Raw genomic sequence first — 14282 nt, forward strand, 5'->3', positions numbered from 1 at the left:
GTGCAGGAAGGAGCCGATCACCCGGCGGCGGCCGGTGGGGGGGTGGTGGGGGGGGGGGCGGAGGGTGGTCTTGCCGGGGGCCAAGGGGTACAGCGCGGGGTGGGGGGGCGCCGGGGGGGTGGCGGGTTTTTTCGCTCTCGTCAGGACTCGGCGAGCTCGGCCAGCCGGTCCACCGACGCCTGGAGCTTGTCGGCGGTGGTGGCCTTGGCCCGCACCTGACGCAGCTCGTCGTGCAGTGCGGTCCAGTCGTAGGTGTGGGTCACCCGGGTGTGGGTCTCGTCGATCGGCTCGAGTTCCCAGCGCCACAGGTGTCCGGGCGGGGTCTTGTCACGCTCGGACGGGTTCCACGCGATGCGGCGCCCCTCCTCGAACTCGACGATGTGGTTGTCGCGGTCGGCACCGTTGGTCAGCGTCGTGGTGAACACGTCACCGACGGCGCGCACCCGCTGGCCCGCGCTCGCCTGCGCGAGGTTGTCGTTGCCGTCCCAGCGCGGCTGCTGCTCGGGATCAGCGATCAGGTCGAAGATCGCGGCGGTGCTCGCCGCGATGTCGCGGGAGGCGTGGACAATGCGTGGCACGTCGATGGTTTCGGTCACCGGGCGATAGAACCAGCAGCTCACCCACCCCGGCAACCATTCCGCTCGAGCGCGCTGTTAACTCGTTCGGTACACCGCGAAGACGGGGATCTCGCGGCTGGTGTTGTCGCGGTACTCGGCGAAGCCGGGCAACCGCTCGACCATCCGGTCGTAGAGGGCGGTGCGCTCGGGATCCGCGACGAGTTCGGCCTTGCCCCGGTAGGTTTCGGTCCCCACCTCCAGGGTGAGTTCCGGGTCGGCGACGAGGTTGTGGTACCAGGCCGGGTGTTTGTCGGCGCCACCGTTGGAGGCGATCAGCACGATCCGGTCCCCGTCGGGCAGGAATACCAGCGGATTGGTGATCGCGCGCCCGGACTTCGCGCCGGTGGTGGTGATGATCACCATGGCGTCGTTGCCTTCGAACATGCCACCGACGCGGCCTTCGTTGGCGCGGAACTCGGCGATCACCTGGTCGTTGAAAGCGTTCATCATGGTCCTCTCGTTGGGTAGCTCCCCTGCCCCAACGATCCAGGCGCGCCCCGCATTCCAGCGCTGTCCACGGCATATGCGCCGAAGTCGTGACGTACTCTAACGTTGCGGGGTGCTAGGACATTCACATGCGACGAGTGGGGCGCTGGCCTGGGCCGGTACAGCCGCCGCGCTACCACTCACGGTCGCCGCTTTCCCCCTGTTCGACAGCGACACAACGCGATTCGGCATCGCCGAACTCATCATGGGCACGCTGCTCACCGCGGGTGCCGCGCTGCTGCCGGACGCGGATCACCCCAGCGGCACCATCTCGCACGTGCTCGGCCCGGTGTCCCATCACCTGTGCCGGTTGATCTCCTGGGTGTCGGGTGGACATCGACACGGGACCCATTCACTGCTGTTCGTCGTCGTCGCGGTCGCGGCGACCTGGGCGGGCGAGCACTATCTCGGTCGGCCGTTCACGCTCGGCCTGGTGTTCTTCCTGCTCGCGCTGGCGGTGCGGTCGCTGCACCTGTGCCCGCCGGGGAAGAGTGTGCGGACCTACGGGACGGTGATCGTGCTGGCGACGGCGGGGACGTTCGCTGTCGATCACTGGATCGTCGACCGGCCCGTGTGGCTCCCGATCTGCGTCGGCCTGGGATGTCTGGCCCACCTGCTCGGTGACTGCCTGACAGATCGGGGCTGCCGATTGCTGTGGCCGTTTCCGTTGCGCACCCGGGTGCCGCTGATCGAGCGGACCGGGAACCGGGTCGAGACCTGGGTGATCTCTCCCCTGTTCGTGCTCGGCACGATGGGCGCGCTCTGGTACGCGATCATGAACAGGCCGTGATCACCGGGACGGCGGGAACCCCCGCCGTCCCGAGCCCGCCGGCGCAGCCGGTTCTTCTTTGTCAGCCTGTGCCAAACACATGGTTGAATGCGCATATCGCAGTATCACGATGTTCTTTGTGATCTTCCCCAGACCTGACGGCCGGGCATCGTCGCAGGTCTCGAAGCTGCCCCGAACTCAACACCTTTCAGTGCACAGTTGTACTCTCAAGCCTGTGACGGAGCAGCTCCCCCAATCCCAGGCCGAAGTACAGGCGCTCACACGGCTCGCCGGTGACGAGTTCGTCGGCGCGGTCGACGGGATCGCGGCCATCCACCGCGCCATCTCCGATCGAGTCTTCGCGGCGGTGCGGTTAGGCGTCGGACCCGCGGCGGCTCCGGTGAAGATCGTGCACGACGCCATCACCGATGGCGTGTACGCGGCCGTCAGCGGCACCGGCTTCGTCGTCGGCGAGGTCGCGAGCGCGGTCCAGCTGCCCGGCCTCACCGCACCGTCGCGCACCGTATGGGGCGCAGGCGTACTGGCCGCGATCCAAGGGCTGATCGGTGACTCGCTGGAAGACGAGACCCCGATCCTCGCCTCCCCCATGACCTTTCGCATCGATGGTGTCCCGGTCCCGCCCGAACAGTTCGCCGCCCATGTCCCGGTGCCGACGACCCGGCTCGTCGTGCTCCTGCACGGACTCGTGGAGACCGAACACGCCTGGCGCCTCGGTAACCGCCCCACCTACGGCGAGCGCCTCGAAGACGACCTCGGCTACACCCCGGTCTTCGTCCGCTTCAATTCCGGCCTGCACATCTCCGAGAACGCCGCTCAGCTCAGCGATCTGCTGACCCGCCTGGTCGACAGCTGGCCGATGCCGGTGCACGAGATCTGCCTGATCGGACACTCGATGGGCGGGCTGGTCATGCGCAGTGCGTGCCATCAGGCCGAGGAGACGGGGCAGGCGTGGGTGCGATCGGTGCGGCAGGTGGTGTGCCTGGGTTCACCACACCACGGTGCGCCGCTCGAACAGTTCGTGCACTTCGCTTCGGCCGCACTCGAACTGCTGCCAGAGACCCGGCCGCTGAGCACACTGCTGCGCAGGCGCAGCGCCGGCATCCGGGACCTGCGGCAGGGTTCGCTGGTCGACGAGGACTGGCGCGATCTCGACGTGAACACCCTGCGCGCGCGAGCGGTCAAGGAAGTGCCGCTGCTCCCCGGTGTCGATCACTACTTCGTCACCACGACGATCACCCACAGCCCGAGACATCCACTCGGCGTGATCATCGGCGACGGCATGGTTCTCAGCGGAAGCGGGTCGGGGCGCGGGCGGACCAGGCGCCTCGATTTCGACGCGGTCAACGGCCTGCACATCCCCGCGGCGAACCACTTCAGCCTGCTCAATCACGACGCTGTCTACGAGGCGCTGCACAGTTGGTTGACGAGCATGCCCCGCCGCCCGCGTCAGGTGGATACGCTGTGGCCATGACTCTCGACCACGGCGACCCGGGCGACGCACCTGCCATTCCGCTGCCGACCGCTCCCCTGGCCAACGAGGCCCGCCCCTCGCCGGCCGAAGAAGCCCGAACGATCGCGGCGGGCACCAATACCGGCACGCTGGCCAGCCTCACCGCCGACGGCGCACCCTGGGCGTCGTTCATCACCTACGGATTGCTCGACGGCGCTCCGGTGCTGAGCGTGTCGCGCCTGGCCGAACACGGCCGCAACCTGGCCGCCGATCCGCGCGCCAGCATCGCGATCGTCACGCCCGATATCCCGGCAGATCCCCTGGCAGGCACCCGGATCACCCTCGCGGGTTTCGTGGAACGGCCGACCGGCGCCGAAGCCGAAGCGGCCCGCGCGGCCCACCTGGCGGCGATCCCGGCGGCCAAGTACTACATCGACTACAGCGACTTCACGCTGTGGGTGCTGCGGATCGAACGGGTGCGCTGGGTCGGTGGCTACGGCCGGATGGATTCGGCTTCGGCCGCCGAGTACCTTGCCGCACAGCCGGACCCGATCGTCGCGCACGCCGGGCCCGGCATCGCGCACCTCAACGCCGACCACGCCGAAGCGCTGCTGGCGATGGCGCAGCAGCTGGGTGGGTTCCCCGACGCCATCGCCGCCACCTGCGAGCGCGCCGACCGCTACGGCCTCGACCTGCGCGTGGAATCCCCACGCGGAGTGGCTCGTACCAGGGTCGGCTACGCCGCGCCGCTGTCGGAGATCAGCCAATTGCGCGCGGCGACGGTCGAATTGGCTCGACGGGCCCGCGCGACGGACTGATCAGGCCTCGTACAGCTCGAGCGGCAGGTCGTCCGGATCGAAGAAGAAGGCCATCTGCTTGCCGGTGTGTTCATCGGTGCGCAGTTCCTCGGTCCGGACGCCCCGCGCCCGCAGCTCGCGCAGGGCGGCGGGCACACTCGCGACCGCCAGCGCCAGGTGCCGCAAGCCCGCCGCTTCCGGCCTGCTCGGGCGTGCGGGCGGGTCGGGGAACGAGAACAGTTCGATGCGAACCCCGCCGGGCAGCTCGATGTCGAGCTTCCACGAATCGCGATCGGCCCGGTAGTTCTCCGCGAGAACGGTGCCGCCGAGGATTTCGGTATAGAAGCCTTTCGAGCGGGCGTAGTCGGTGGCGATGATCGCGATGTGGTGGATGCCGAGAAATTGCACGGCGGTCACGTCCACAGGACGGCGACCAGCACGTTCGCGATCGCGAGGCCACCGGCGGCGTCGGTCATCCAGTCGATCTGCTTGCCCCGCTTCGCATCGCCCCTGCCCATTTCCGCGAACGCGGCCACCGCGACCGAGACAGCCAGCTTCACCGCCAGCTTCGTCGTATCCGGTTCCTTGTCGAGCGAGTCGATGCCCGAAGCCATCCCGGCCAGGATCACCCCGGTGATCAACTGCGCCCGAGCACCCCACACCATCAGCTCCGACACCACCGGACGCGACGCGACGTAGCCACCGACCACCGCGGCCATGCCGAGCAGATGGCTGACGACCACCACGTTGTAGACGAATTCCATGGATGCGAAGCGTAGTTCAGACGAAAGCGGCCGGTGCCCGAAGGCACCGGCCGGTTCAGACGAACTTTCCGTGGGGAGGTCAGCCCACCTGCTGGTCCAGCAGGTGCGCGTCCTTCTTGACGCCGAAGGCGGTGATGACTTCCATGACACCGATGATGATCAGGAAGATGCCGACGACCCAGACCAGGGTGGCGAGCGACGTGATCGGCCACACGATCAGGATGACACCGGCCAGCGCGCTGACGATGCCGTAGAAGATCTGCCAGCCGCGGCCGGGCACGCCCGACTCCGAGAGCGCGGAGAACAGCACGGCGACGCCGCGGAACAGCCAGCTGATACCGATCCACAGCCCCAGCAGCACGATCGAGGCGAGGTCGTCGCGGAAGCAGAACACACCGATGATCAGCGACAGCACACCACTGATGAAGGACAACACGCGAAAGCTCGTGCTCGGCAGATGGGTGAAGGCGGCGATGAGCTGGAAGATACCGCTGACAACCATGTAGATACCGAACAGAATGCCCGCCACGAGCAGCGACGGACCGGGCCACACCAGCACGATGATCCCGAGGATCACCGCGAGGAGGCCGGTGACCAGAATTGTTTGCCAGGTCTTCTTGGCAAGAGCCGTGAACGGGCTCCCCAACACGGTATTTGTCGTCATAACGAGATGTTATGCCTGCTCGCTCCGGTTTTCCGGAAAATAGCTGGAGCTGTCACCGTGTCGCGATCGGGTACGGCCCGGTGAGTGAGCCCGGAGGCGGGCCGCCACATCGTTGCCCTCGCGAAAGTTTGGTCGGCGACAGTCTCGGGTAGATGAAGAATGTGTCGGTTGTACTCGTGCTGCAAGCTCGGGGCCTCGGTGAGCTTCTCGCCGCGGTCCCGGCTCTGCGTGCCCTGCGCCGGGCCGAACCACAGCGCCGGATCGTCCTGGCTGCGCCACATCGGCTGGAGCAGATCGTCGACCTGATCTCCTCGGTCGACGAACTCGTCGCCACCGCTGATCCGGCCGCCTTGATCTGGGATGGTCCCGCGCCCGAATTGGCGGTGAACCTGCACGGCCCCGACGGCGCCAGCGCGCGAGCACTGGCCGATACCGGGGCCGCGCGAATCATCGGTCATCGCACGCCCGCCTTACCCAAGCTCGCCGGTCCGCGCTGGGATCCCGACGCGCACGTGGTCGACCGGTGGTGCCGGCTGCTCGAGGGCGAGGGCATCGACGCGGATCGGCGCAACCTCGGGTTGGTGCCGCCGGTCGCCTCCATCAGCCGTCGCGATTGCATCGTCGTCCACATCGGTGCGGGTGCGCCCGCGCGCCGGTGGCCGCCGGAGCGGTTCGCCGCGGTGGTGCGCCACCTGCTGGTGCTCGGCCGCGACGTGGTGCTCACCGGCGACCCGTTCGAGCACGACATCGCCCGACAGGTGGCCGCGCAGGCAGGCTTGCCCGACGACCGGGTCCTCGCGGGTCGGCAGAACCTCACCGATCTCGCGGCGACGGTGGCCGAGGCGGCCCTCGTGATCAGCGGTGATACCGGTGTCGCGCATCTGGCGACGGCGTTCGGCACCCGCACGGTCCTGCTGTTCGGTCCGACGCCGCCGCGCCGTGGCGGCCCGCCCGCACACCTGCTCGGCAGGCATGCGGTGCTGTGGGCCGGACAGGTCGGCGATCCGGACGGCCTGTCGCCCGACCCCGGCTTGCTGCGGATCGGGGTGCCCGAGGTGATCTCGGCGGTCGATATGCAGCTGGACAAGCAGGCCTGGGCCGAATCCGGCAGGTCTCGCTACCGCCGGGTGGGCTGAGCCGGGTCGGCACCGGCCGCATCGCGCAGCGCGGCGGCGTGGGCCGCCAGGGCGCTGGGCCAGTACTTGTCGAGGTAGTCGCGGGCGTCGTTGAGGCCGCGGGGGTCGAGGGAGTAGAGGTGTCTGTTCCCGTCGCGGCGCATACGGACGAGGTGGGCTTCCCGCAGGACGCGCAGGTGCTGCGACGCGGCTGAGCTGGTGATTCCGGTGGCGGCGGCAAGGTCGGCCACCGAGCGAGGACCCTGCGGCAACGATTCGAAGATCGCGCGCCGGGTGGGATCGGACAACGCCGTGATGGCACGGACTCCGTTAGCGACCACTGAATCAGTGTCCCCGGGATGCGGAATTTCGGCAACGATCTTGACCAGGGGAATTTCACCCGGTGAGTCCAAGGATGTCGGCTATTCGTTAGAGTATTGTTATAGATCAACTGGGGTTATAGCGCTTCGTGATCGCGGCCACAGGATTGGCCGCGAAGGTTACGGTTTAGCTACGTTCATAACCATGTTCGTGACCAACCCGTTATCTGCTCGAGTCTCCGACGCCTTCGCAGGTCGTTGGGGAGGCGTGGTCGCGGGTGCGGTGGCTTTGTCCGCACTCGTGGGTACCTCCGTCGCCACTTTCAGTGAGCCCGAGAGCCCTGTCCCCACTACCACGATCGCCGCGGATGCCACCGAGGCCATCAACACCGGCCAGTCGCCGTACCGCTTCACCGCGTACACCCCCGCTGAGGCCAAGGCCGAGACCCCCGCGTCCGCCCCGATCGCGTGGGAGGAGCACCGCGAAGCGGTTGGCCTCGAGCTGCCGCCGCTGCCGACCATCGCTCCCCCGCCGCCGCCGCGCCCGCAGACCGTTCGCCCGGTCAACGGCAGGCTGACCTCCTACTACGGCGCCCGCTGGGGCACCGCGCACAACGGCATCGACTTCGGTGACCCGATCGGCGCACCCATCTTCGCCGTCACCGACGGTACCGTGATCGAGGCCGGTCCGGCTTCGGGCTTCGGCCTGTGGGTCCGCGTCCAGCAGGATGACGGCACCATCGGTGTGTTCGGCCACGTGAACGACATCCTGGTTCAGGTGGGTCAGCACGTCAGCGCCGGTGAGACCATCGCCACCGTCGGTAACCGTGGTAACTCCACCGGCCCCCACCTGCACTACGAGGTGCACGTGCAGGACGGCTCGCTCTACGGCGCCCCGATCGATCCGCACCCGTGGCTCGCCGCGCGTGGCATCGATGCCGGCGTTGCCCAGGACTGATACCTTGCTCATCCACTGATCGCCGCCCGGCGCGCGATCAGAAATTCCCGAAGCCGCGCGACCGCGAGCGTCGAGTCATGGTCTCCCGAGACCAGACCGACCTCGCGGTCGCGTTCGCCATCGATGGGTATCACCGCCAGGTCGGGGTTCGCGACCTCGGCGGCGGGCAGCAGCGCGACCCCCTGCCCGAGCGCGACCAGTGCGCGCAGGGTTTCGAACTCGGTGATCTCGAACACCACTCGCGGCGTGAAACCCACTGCGGCACACCAGGTGTCGAGCAGTGTGCGCAGCTGATAGCTGGGCGGGTTCGCGATGAACGCCTCGTCGGCCAGTTCCGCGAGGTCGATGTGGGTGCGCCGGGCCAGCGGATGCGCGCGCGAGACGTGTAGGTCGATGCGCTGACGTCCGAGGTCGACCGTCGGCAGGTCGGAGGGCGGCGGGATCATCACCGCGAGGTCGAGCCTGCCGTCGCGCACCTGCTCGGCCAGCGCCTCGCCGTGTGCCTGGACCAGGTGCAACCGGATCCGCGGCGCGCGGGTGTGGAACTGCGCGAGCAGCGAGGGAATACTGACCGGGCCCAGCGTGAGCGGGAACCCGAAACGCACCAGCCCGCTGTCGGGGTCGGCGTCGGCACGCACCCGATGCACCGCGTCGTCGAGTGCGCGCACCAGTCCGCGTGTGCGTTCATAGAGGTCACGGCCCTGCGGGGTGAGTGCGACCCCGCGCCCGACCGGCTGGAACAAGCTCACACCGAGTAGCTGCTCCATTGTCTTGATGCGGCGGCTGAGCGAGGACTGCGGGACGCCGAGCCGCTGGGCGGCCCGGGTGAAGTGACCTTCTTCGGCGGCCGCGTCGAAGGCGGACAGCAGCGGAGCCAGCGCCTGCGCTCCCGACTCCGGTGAATCATCCATATCCGGATCATATATTGGGCGATTCCGTGTTGGACGGATCACTACTTCCGGCGTGACGATAGCGGTACACAGCTCACGGGAGGTTCGACGATGAACGACACCACACCTACTCGGCCTGGATCCGGCGGTGGCGAAGACATTCTCGACGCGGTACTGATCGGTGGCGGCATCATGTCGGCCACACTCGGGGCCCTGCTGAGCACTCTCGCGCCGGACTGGTCGATCGCGCTGTTCGAGCGACTCGGCGAACCGGCGGCCGAGAGCAGTCATCCGTGGAACAACGCGGGCACGGGGCACTCCGGCCTGTGCGAGCTCAACTACATGCCCGACCCGAGCGACGGCGCCAAGGCGGCGGGAATCGCCGACCAGTTCGCGCTCTCGCGCCGGTTCTGGTCCGCACTGGCCCACCGCGGCGAGCTCGAGCCTGCCACGTTCCTCACCCCGACACCGCACGTCACGGCGGTGTTCGGCGAGCACGATATCGCCTACCTGCGGCAGCGGTACGCGACGCTGCGCGAACAGCCCGCGTTCGCGCAGATGGAGTACACCGAGGACCCTGCGGTGATAGCCGGCTGGGCGCCACTGCTCGTGCGCGGTCGGGCCGACGGCGACGCGATGGCGGCCACCCGGCACGTCGCGGGCACCGATGTCGACTTCGGCGCGCTGACCAGGTCGTTGTTGTCGACGGTGCGCGCCGCGGGCAATGCGGTCCGGATGCATCGCGAGATCACCGGGCTCACGCGCGGCAAGGACGGGCTGTGGACCGTGCGCGGGCGCGATCTCGACAGTGGACGGCGGTTCCAGGTGCGAGCCAGGTTCGTGTTCGTCGGCGCGGGCGGATACGCGTTGCGGCTGTTGCAGCGGGCGGGTCTGCCCGAGGTGCGGGGGTACGGGGTGTTCCCGCTGGGTGCGCAGTTCCTGCGGACCGACAATCCCGAGGTCGTTGCCGAGCATCACGCCAAGGTCTACAGCCAGGCCGCGCTGGGCGCGCCGCCGATGTCGGTGCCGCATCTGGATCGTCGCGAGGTCGACGGAGCGGGCGCCTTGCTGTTCGGCCCCTATGCCACCTTCAGCACCCGCCTGCTGCGCCACGGCAGACTCACCGATCTGTTCACCACGCTGCGCCCGCACAATATCGTCCCGCTGATCGCGGTCGGCCTGCGGAATGTCGATCTGGTCCGCTACTTCGTCACCGAACTACTGGCCTCGCCCCGGCGCAAGTTCGCCCAGCTCCAACGCTTCTACCCGACCGCCGACCCCGCCGACTGGACCTTGGTCCAGGCCGGGCAGCGCGCCCAGCTGGTGAAGCCCGATCGCCGGCGCGGCGGAGTACTCGAATTCGGCACCGAACTGGTCACGGGTGCCGACGGCAGCATCGCCGGGTTGCTCGGCGCCTCCCCCGGCGCCTCCATCGCACCGTCGATCATGCGTGACCTGCTCGAGCGCTGCTTCCCCGAACGTCGATACGAGTGGGCCCCGGTGCTCGCGGAACTGCTCCCGACTACCGGATCGACCACCGAGTTCGCCTCGTAAACGACTGCTGGACAAGCGAATCCGCACCCCGGACCAAGCCGAGGTGCGGATCACCGTGGGGCTGTCAGGACGGCGCCGATCAGGCGGTGACTGCGCGCGGTCATCTCGGCGGCCGTCTGATCGGGGTGGCGCAACCACCACAGGACCAGCGAGGTGACCGCACCCATCCAGACGTCGGTCAGCGCGGACAGGTCGGTGGGGTCGGTGAGGTCGACAGCACCGATGGCGTCGGCGACACCGCGGGCGGCTTGGGCGGCGATCCGGCGACGCGCGGCGCGGACGGCCTCGGCGGCGGGTCCGTCGTCGGGGTGGGAACGGTCGAAGAGCACGGTCCAGTCGTGCGGGCGCGGTTCCAGCGCGACGAAGATCGCGTCGAGGGTACGTTCGGCCTTGCTGAGACCACCCGCTCCGGCGATGGCGGATTCGATCGCGTCGAACAGGACCGCCGCCGCCCGGTCCACGCAGGTGATGTAGATCCCGTCCTTGGACTGGAAGTAGGTGTAGACCAGCGGCTTGGACACACCGGCGCGCTGCGCGACGTCGGCGAGGGACAGCCCCGCGTAACCCACGCGGCCGATCTCGGCGACGGCCGCGTCGAGGATCTGCTGTTCGCGCTGGGGACGCGGGACGCCCTTGGTACCGGCTGTGCTCACCCAGCCATCCAACCATTCGCGCCCGCGCCGGTTGACACCCAATTGGTCACTTTGTAATTTACTATTCGGTAAATTAACTGTTCGTCCCCGCCGCTCGACTCGACAGGAGACCCTGTGTTCGCCGAAGCCGCACAATCGGTGCTGCTCAACCCGCCCGCACTCCCCGGCCTGCTCGCGCGATTGGTCCGTGCCGAGCGACAGGAGATCGCGGGGAAGACCGTGGTGCTGACGGGAGCCTCGTCGGGCGTCGGTAAAGCCGCCGCGCATGCTCTCGGCCGGGAGGGGGCGCGGGTGGTTCTCGTCGCCAGGAGTGCAGAGCCGCTGGCCGAGGTACGCGACGCGGTCCGCGCCGAAGGCGGCGATGCCGAGATGATCACCTGCGACCTCGCCGACGCCGAGCAGAACGACGCGCTGGCCGAAGCCCTGCTCGAGCAGTTCGGGACCGTCGACGTGCTGGTGAACAACGCGGGCCGTTCGATCCGCCGCGGCGCCGCCGACACCACCGACCGGTTCCACGATTACGAGCGCACCATGGCGCTGAACTACTTCGGGGCGACGCGGCTCACGATGGGGCTCCTGCCGTCGATGCTCGACGCGGGCACCGGGCACATCGTCAATGTCGCCACGTGGGGTGTGGCTGCCGGATCGATGCCGCTGTTCACCGCCTATCACGCGTCGAAGGCGGCGCTCGGCGCGTTCGGACGCAGTCTCGGCGCCGAGACCAGGCGCCGCGGCGTGCACGTCACCACGATCGGCTATCCGCTGGTACGCACGGAGATGATCGCGCCCACCGGCAAATACGCCGACGCGGCGGCACTGTCGGCAGAGGAGGCCGCCGACTGGATCACCACCGCGATCCGGACCCGCCCGGTCGAGCTGTACCCGACCTACACCCGGGTCCTGCAGGCACTCGCGCTCGTCTCACCCCGCGCGGTCGATGCCGCCATCTGGCGCATGGGGATCTGAGACAACCCCTAGAACCCGGGTAGGCCGACCCGTACCCGGGTATCGGAGCCGAACCGTTCCGCAGCGGGACGTGCTGTGGCGCACCGGATTTCTACCTTCGGTTCATGGCGACGATCGACCTCACCCACACGCTGTCCCGCATCGGATTCCACACCGCGCGCGATGGCACCGACCGCGCACCCTGGCACGGCCCGCTGCTGGTGAACTCGGCGCTCATGGCCGCGCTGGTCGTGGTGTCGATGGTCGGGATGGTGGTGGACGACCGGCTGCTGCTCGGCGAGTCGGTGTGGCTCAAGCCGGCCAAGTTCGGCCTCGCCTTCGCCCTCTACGGCGTGACCCTGGCGTGGATTCTGCGGCTGCCGCATCGCGGGCGCCGGGCCACCTGGTGGCTGGGCACGGTCTTCGCGATCACCGGGGTCGTCGATGTGGGGTTCATCGCGGTACAAGCGGCACGCGGGACGTTCAGCCATTTCAACGACTCCACCGACCCGGTCAACGAGATCGGGCAACAGGTGTTCGCCTCCGGTGTGCCCGGATTGTTCCTCGCCAATCTTGTCCTGGCGGTGATCATTTCCTGGCAGAAACTGGCCGACCGGCCCACCCGGATCGCGTTGAAGGCGGGGCTGTGGCTGGCGGTGACCGGGATGGCGCTCGGGTATCTGATGGGGTTCACCGGGCCGCAGCTCGTCCGCCAGTCCGACGGCACCGTGGTGGGGCTGGTAGCAGGGCACACGGTGCGGCCCGGCGATTCAGCACGTGACAGTGCGGCGGGCATGCCGATCACCCACTGGAGCACGATCGGCGGCGACCTGCGCATCCCGCACTTCGTCGGCTTGCACGGCATCCAGGTTCTGCTCCTGCTGGCCGTCGTCTTGGTCGCCCTCGCGCCTCGTTACCCCTGGTTGCGCACCGAAACGACCCGCGCGGCCCTGCTCGTGGTGGCCGTCCTCGGCTACTTCGGCTTGCTCACGCTCGTGGCCTGGCAGGCGCTGCGCGGTCAGGCCCTCACCAGCCCCGACCTCGCGACCGCCGGTGCCGCCACGGGCCTCGTGCTCTTCGTCGCAGGGGGCGTCACGGCCGTGTACCTGCGTGCCCGAGAGGCGTTGTCGACCTAGCGCTCTGGTCGCCGCATGCCGAGACCCCGTGTTCCCCACCGACTTACCGTGGGAAACACGGGGTTTCGCGCATTCAGCGAAGCCGTTCAGCTTCCCGAGCCAACTGCACCAGCGTCGCGCTCAACTCCGCCAGCTCCGCCGGTGAGGCCCCCTCCCCCACCGCCGTCGCCACGTCCTCGGCCGCACACCGCGCCGCGAACCACCGATCGGCGAGATCGGCGGCCTCCTGCGCCGTCAGCACCACCGCGTCCTCGGGGATCCCGGTCCCCTTGAGACTGCTGCGGTGCTCATAGGCACGTTGGCGACACGACTGGCGGCAATAACGGCGACGCCGACCCGACTCCGAATCCACGATCTCCCGCCCGCACCACAGGCAGGACAGCAGGCGACTGCGCGACATGATCGGAAACCCTATCGGCCCGCGGCGCGATTCGCCGGTTCAGGTCTCGCTCAGCGGGCACCCTCTCGATACCGACCTCCCGTCGGCACCGATTCGGGGGTAGCTCGGCCGCTAACGCCCTGCGACTACAATGGAACAGTTCAGACTTCCCGTGCGTTGAAGTAGTACCAAGACCTGTTTTCGGCGCGCCTCCGCCGATGGACTGACCGAAGGGTGCGACGAAGGAGTACCCGTAGGGAGGGAAGAGGCGGAGTTCAGCGCCGAAAACCGCGGCCCCGGCCGCCAAAAAATACAGGAGCACACATGGCAGATCGCGTACTCCGGGGCAGCCGGCTCGGAGCGGTGAGCTACGAGACCGATCGCGACCACGACCTGGCCCCGCGCCGGATCGCCCGCTACCGCACCGACAACGGTGAGGAGTTCGACGTCCCGTTCGCCGACGACGCGGAGATCCCGCCCACCTGGTTGTGCCGCAACGGCCAAGAAGGTCAGCTCATGGAGGGCACCTCCGTGGAGACCAAGAAGGTCAAGCCGCCGCGCACCCACTGGGACATGCTGCTGGAACGTCGCAGCAAGGAGGAGCTCGAGGAGCTGCTCAAGGAGCGCCTCGACCTCCTGAAGACCCGTCGTCGCGGGTAGATGTAGCAGGTGTGAACGCCGAATTACCCCAAACCCCGAGGGGGAGGAGGGCCTAGGGGTTTACCTGGTGAACCAAAAAGAATATAGGACATTGGGTAAATAGG

General features: G+C 68.3%; 18 protein-coding genes. 9 read left to right on the plus strand and 9 right to left on the minus strand.

Annotated elements, in window-relative coordinates; genetic code table 11:
* Positions 1 to 140 precede the first annotated feature (140 nt).
* Positions 141 to 596: an SRPBCC family protein gene (locus tag ACFWPX_RS04635; RefSeq protein WP_378926042.1), complete on the minus strand. Its 456-nt coding sequence runs from the start codon at positions 594 to 596 to the stop codon at positions 141 to 143.
* A 57-nt stretch (positions 597 to 653) separates the two neighbouring features.
* Positions 654 to 1067, minus strand: coding sequence for a nitroreductase family deazaflavin-dependent oxidoreductase (locus ACFWPX_RS04640; protein ID WP_378926044.1), 414 nt, complete (start codon positions 1065 to 1067; stop codon positions 654 to 656).
* 109 nt (positions 1068 to 1176) lie between these two features.
* Between ACFWPX_RS04640 and ACFWPX_RS04645 the strand changes: the two genes are divergently transcribed.
* From ACFWPX_RS04645 to ACFWPX_RS04655, 3 genes are all read left to right on the plus strand, one after another.
* Positions 1177 to 1893 carry a metal-dependent hydrolase gene (locus tag ACFWPX_RS04645; protein ID WP_378914306.1) on the plus strand — a complete coding sequence of 239 codons (717 nt, stop codon included), beginning with the start codon at positions 1177 to 1179 and terminating at the stop codon, positions 1891 to 1893.
* 214 nt (positions 1894 to 2107) lie between these two features.
* Entirely contained in the window at positions 2108 to 3364 is a 1257-nt protein-coding gene (locus tag ACFWPX_RS04650) for a lipase family alpha/beta hydrolase (protein WP_378914307.1), read from the plus strand.
* Entirely contained in the window at positions 3361 to 4161 is an 801-nt protein-coding gene (locus ACFWPX_RS04655; RefSeq protein WP_378926046.1) for a HugZ family protein, read from the plus strand. Before ACFWPX_RS04650 ends, ACFWPX_RS04655 begins: the two co-directional genes overlap by 4 nt.
* On the opposite strand, the gene ACFWPX_RS04660 is transcribed toward ACFWPX_RS04655, so the two are convergent.
* The 3 genes from ACFWPX_RS04660 to ACFWPX_RS04670 all read right to left on the minus strand — a co-directional run bounded on the left by ACFWPX_RS04660 (position 4162) and on the right by ACFWPX_RS04670 (position 5568).
* Positions 4162 to 4557: a VOC family protein gene (locus ACFWPX_RS04660; protein ID WP_378914309.1), complete on the minus strand. Its 396-nt coding sequence runs from the start codon at positions 4555 to 4557 to the stop codon at positions 4162 to 4164.
* On the minus strand, positions 4554 to 4904 hold the full coding sequence (locus tag ACFWPX_RS04665; RefSeq protein ID WP_378914310.1) for a hypothetical protein: 351 nt from the start codon (positions 4902 to 4904) through the stop codon (positions 4554 to 4556). The genes ACFWPX_RS04660 and ACFWPX_RS04665 overlap by 4 nt, the downstream gene beginning before the upstream one ends.
* Before the next feature lie 79 nt (positions 4905 to 4983).
* Positions 4984 to 5568, minus strand: coding sequence for an HdeD family acid-resistance protein (locus ACFWPX_RS04670; RefSeq protein ID WP_378914311.1), 585 nt, complete (start codon positions 5566 to 5568; stop codon positions 4984 to 4986).
* Positions 5569 to 5729: 161 nt separating this feature from the next.
* Here ACFWPX_RS04670 and ACFWPX_RS04675 point away from each other — a divergent pair, with 161 nt between their 5' ends.
* Positions 5730 to 6704, plus strand: coding sequence for a glycosyltransferase family 9 protein (locus ACFWPX_RS04675; protein WP_378914329.1), 975 nt, complete (start codon positions 5730 to 5732; stop codon positions 6702 to 6704).
* Here ACFWPX_RS04675 and ACFWPX_RS04680 read toward each other — a convergent pair.
* Positions 6686 to 7024, minus strand: a complete 339-nt coding sequence (locus ACFWPX_RS04680; RefSeq protein WP_378914312.1) for an ArsR/SmtB family transcription factor — start codon at positions 7022 to 7024, stop codon at positions 6686 to 6688. The two genes, ACFWPX_RS04675 and ACFWPX_RS04680, sit on opposite strands and share 19 nt — an antisense overlap.
* 184 nt (positions 7025 to 7208) lie before the next feature.
* On the opposite strand from ACFWPX_RS04680, the gene ACFWPX_RS04685 reads away from it, so the two are divergent.
* Positions 7209 to 7961 carry a M23 family metallopeptidase gene (locus ACFWPX_RS04685; protein ID WP_378926048.1) on the plus strand — a complete coding sequence of 251 codons (753 nt, stop codon included), beginning with the start codon at positions 7209 to 7211 and terminating at the stop codon, positions 7959 to 7961.
* 8 nt (positions 7962 to 7969) lie between these two features.
* On the opposite strand, the gene ACFWPX_RS04690 is transcribed toward ACFWPX_RS04685, so the two are convergent.
* Positions 7970 to 8872, minus strand: coding sequence for a LysR family transcriptional regulator (locus tag ACFWPX_RS04690; protein ID WP_378926050.1), 903 nt, complete (start codon positions 8870 to 8872; stop codon positions 7970 to 7972).
* A gap of 90 nt (positions 8873 to 8962) precedes the next feature.
* Here ACFWPX_RS04690 and mqo point away from each other — a divergent pair, with 90 nt between their 5' ends.
* Positions 8963 to 10405, plus strand: coding sequence for a malate dehydrogenase (quinone) (mqo, locus tag ACFWPX_RS04695; protein WP_378926052.1), 1443 nt, complete (start codon positions 8963 to 8965; stop codon positions 10403 to 10405).
* A gap of 50 nt (positions 10406 to 10455) precedes the next feature.
* Here the strand turns inward: mqo and ACFWPX_RS04700 are convergent, their stop codons facing one another.
* A complete protein-coding gene (locus ACFWPX_RS04700) occupies positions 10456 to 11058 on the minus strand; it encodes a TetR/AcrR family transcriptional regulator (RefSeq protein ID WP_378914316.1) in 603 nt (200 codons plus the stop codon).
* A gap of 114 nt (positions 11059 to 11172) precedes the next feature.
* Here ACFWPX_RS04700 and ACFWPX_RS04705 point away from each other — a divergent pair, with 114 nt between their 5' ends.
* Both ACFWPX_RS04705 and ACFWPX_RS04710 read left to right on the plus strand, forming a co-directional pair.
* Positions 11173 to 12024 (plus strand): SDR family oxidoreductase, encoded by an 852-nt coding sequence (locus ACFWPX_RS04705; RefSeq protein ID WP_378926054.1) that lies wholly within the window; start codon positions 11173 to 11175, stop codon positions 12022 to 12024.
* 104 nt (positions 12025 to 12128) lie between these two features.
* Entirely contained in the window at positions 12129 to 13139 is a 1011-nt protein-coding gene (locus ACFWPX_RS04710) for a hypothetical protein (RefSeq protein ID WP_378926056.1), read from the plus strand.
* A gap of 73 nt (positions 13140 to 13212) precedes the next feature.
* On the opposite strand, the gene ACFWPX_RS04715 is transcribed toward ACFWPX_RS04710, so the two are convergent.
* The gene (locus ACFWPX_RS04715) at positions 13213 to 13539 is read right to left on the minus strand and encodes a hypothetical protein (RefSeq protein ID WP_378914319.1); all 327 of its coding nucleotides are present in this window, start codon (positions 13537 to 13539) and stop codon (positions 13213 to 13215) included.
* Positions 13540 to 13842: 303 nt separating this feature from the next.
* Between ACFWPX_RS04715 and ACFWPX_RS04720 the strand changes: the two genes are divergently transcribed.
* Complete coding sequence (locus tag ACFWPX_RS04720; RefSeq protein WP_067453486.1) at positions 13843 to 14178, plus strand: RNA polymerase-binding protein RbpA; 336 nt, start codon at positions 13843 to 13845, stop codon at positions 14176 to 14178.
* The last annotated feature ends 104 nt before the right edge of the window (positions 14179 to 14282 follow it).

Source organism: Nocardia sp. NPDC058518, from assembly GCF_042719655.1.
Taxonomy (GTDB): Bacteria; Actinomycetota; Actinomycetes; order Mycobacteriales; family Mycobacteriaceae; genus Nocardia.

Excerpts from the sequence above, each read along its gene's own strand:
- ACFWPX_RS04640 (WP_378926044.1), bottom strand. The coding sequence starts at position 1,067 with ATGATGAACGCTTTCAACGACCAGGTGATCGCCGAGTTCCGCGCCAAC.
- ACFWPX_RS04655 (WP_378926046.1), top strand. The coding sequence starts at position 3,361 with ATGACTCTCGACCACGGCGACCCGGGCGACGCACCTGCCATTCCGCTG.
- ACFWPX_RS04665 (WP_378914310.1), bottom strand. The coding sequence starts at position 4,904 with ATGGAATTCGTCTACAACGTGGTGGTCGTCAGCCATCTGCTCGGCATG.
- ACFWPX_RS04670 (WP_378914311.1), bottom strand. The coding sequence starts at position 5,568 with ATGACGACAAATACCGTGTTGGGGAGCCCGTTCACGGCTCTTGCCAAG.
- ACFWPX_RS04685 (WP_378926048.1), top strand. The coding sequence starts at position 7,209 with ATGTTCGTGACCAACCCGTTATCTGCTCGAGTCTCCGACGCCTTCGCA.
- ACFWPX_RS04690 (WP_378926050.1), bottom strand. The coding sequence starts at position 8,872 with ATGGATGATTCACCGGAGTCGGGAGCGCAGGCGCTGGCTCCGCTGCTG.
- mqo (WP_378926052.1), top strand. The coding sequence starts at position 8,963 with ATGAACGACACCACACCTACTCGGCCTGGATCCGGCGGTGGCGAAGAC.
- ACFWPX_RS04710 (WP_378926056.1), top strand. The coding sequence starts at position 12,129 with ATGGCGACGATCGACCTCACCCACACGCTGTCCCGCATCGGATTCCAC.
- ACFWPX_RS04715 (WP_378914319.1), bottom strand. The coding sequence starts at position 13,539 with ATGTCGCGCAGTCGCCTGCTGTCCTGCCTGTGGTGCGGGCGGGAGATC.
- ACFWPX_RS04720 (WP_067453486.1), top strand. The coding sequence starts at position 13,843 with ATGGCAGATCGCGTACTCCGGGGCAGCCGGCTCGGAGCGGTGAGCTAC.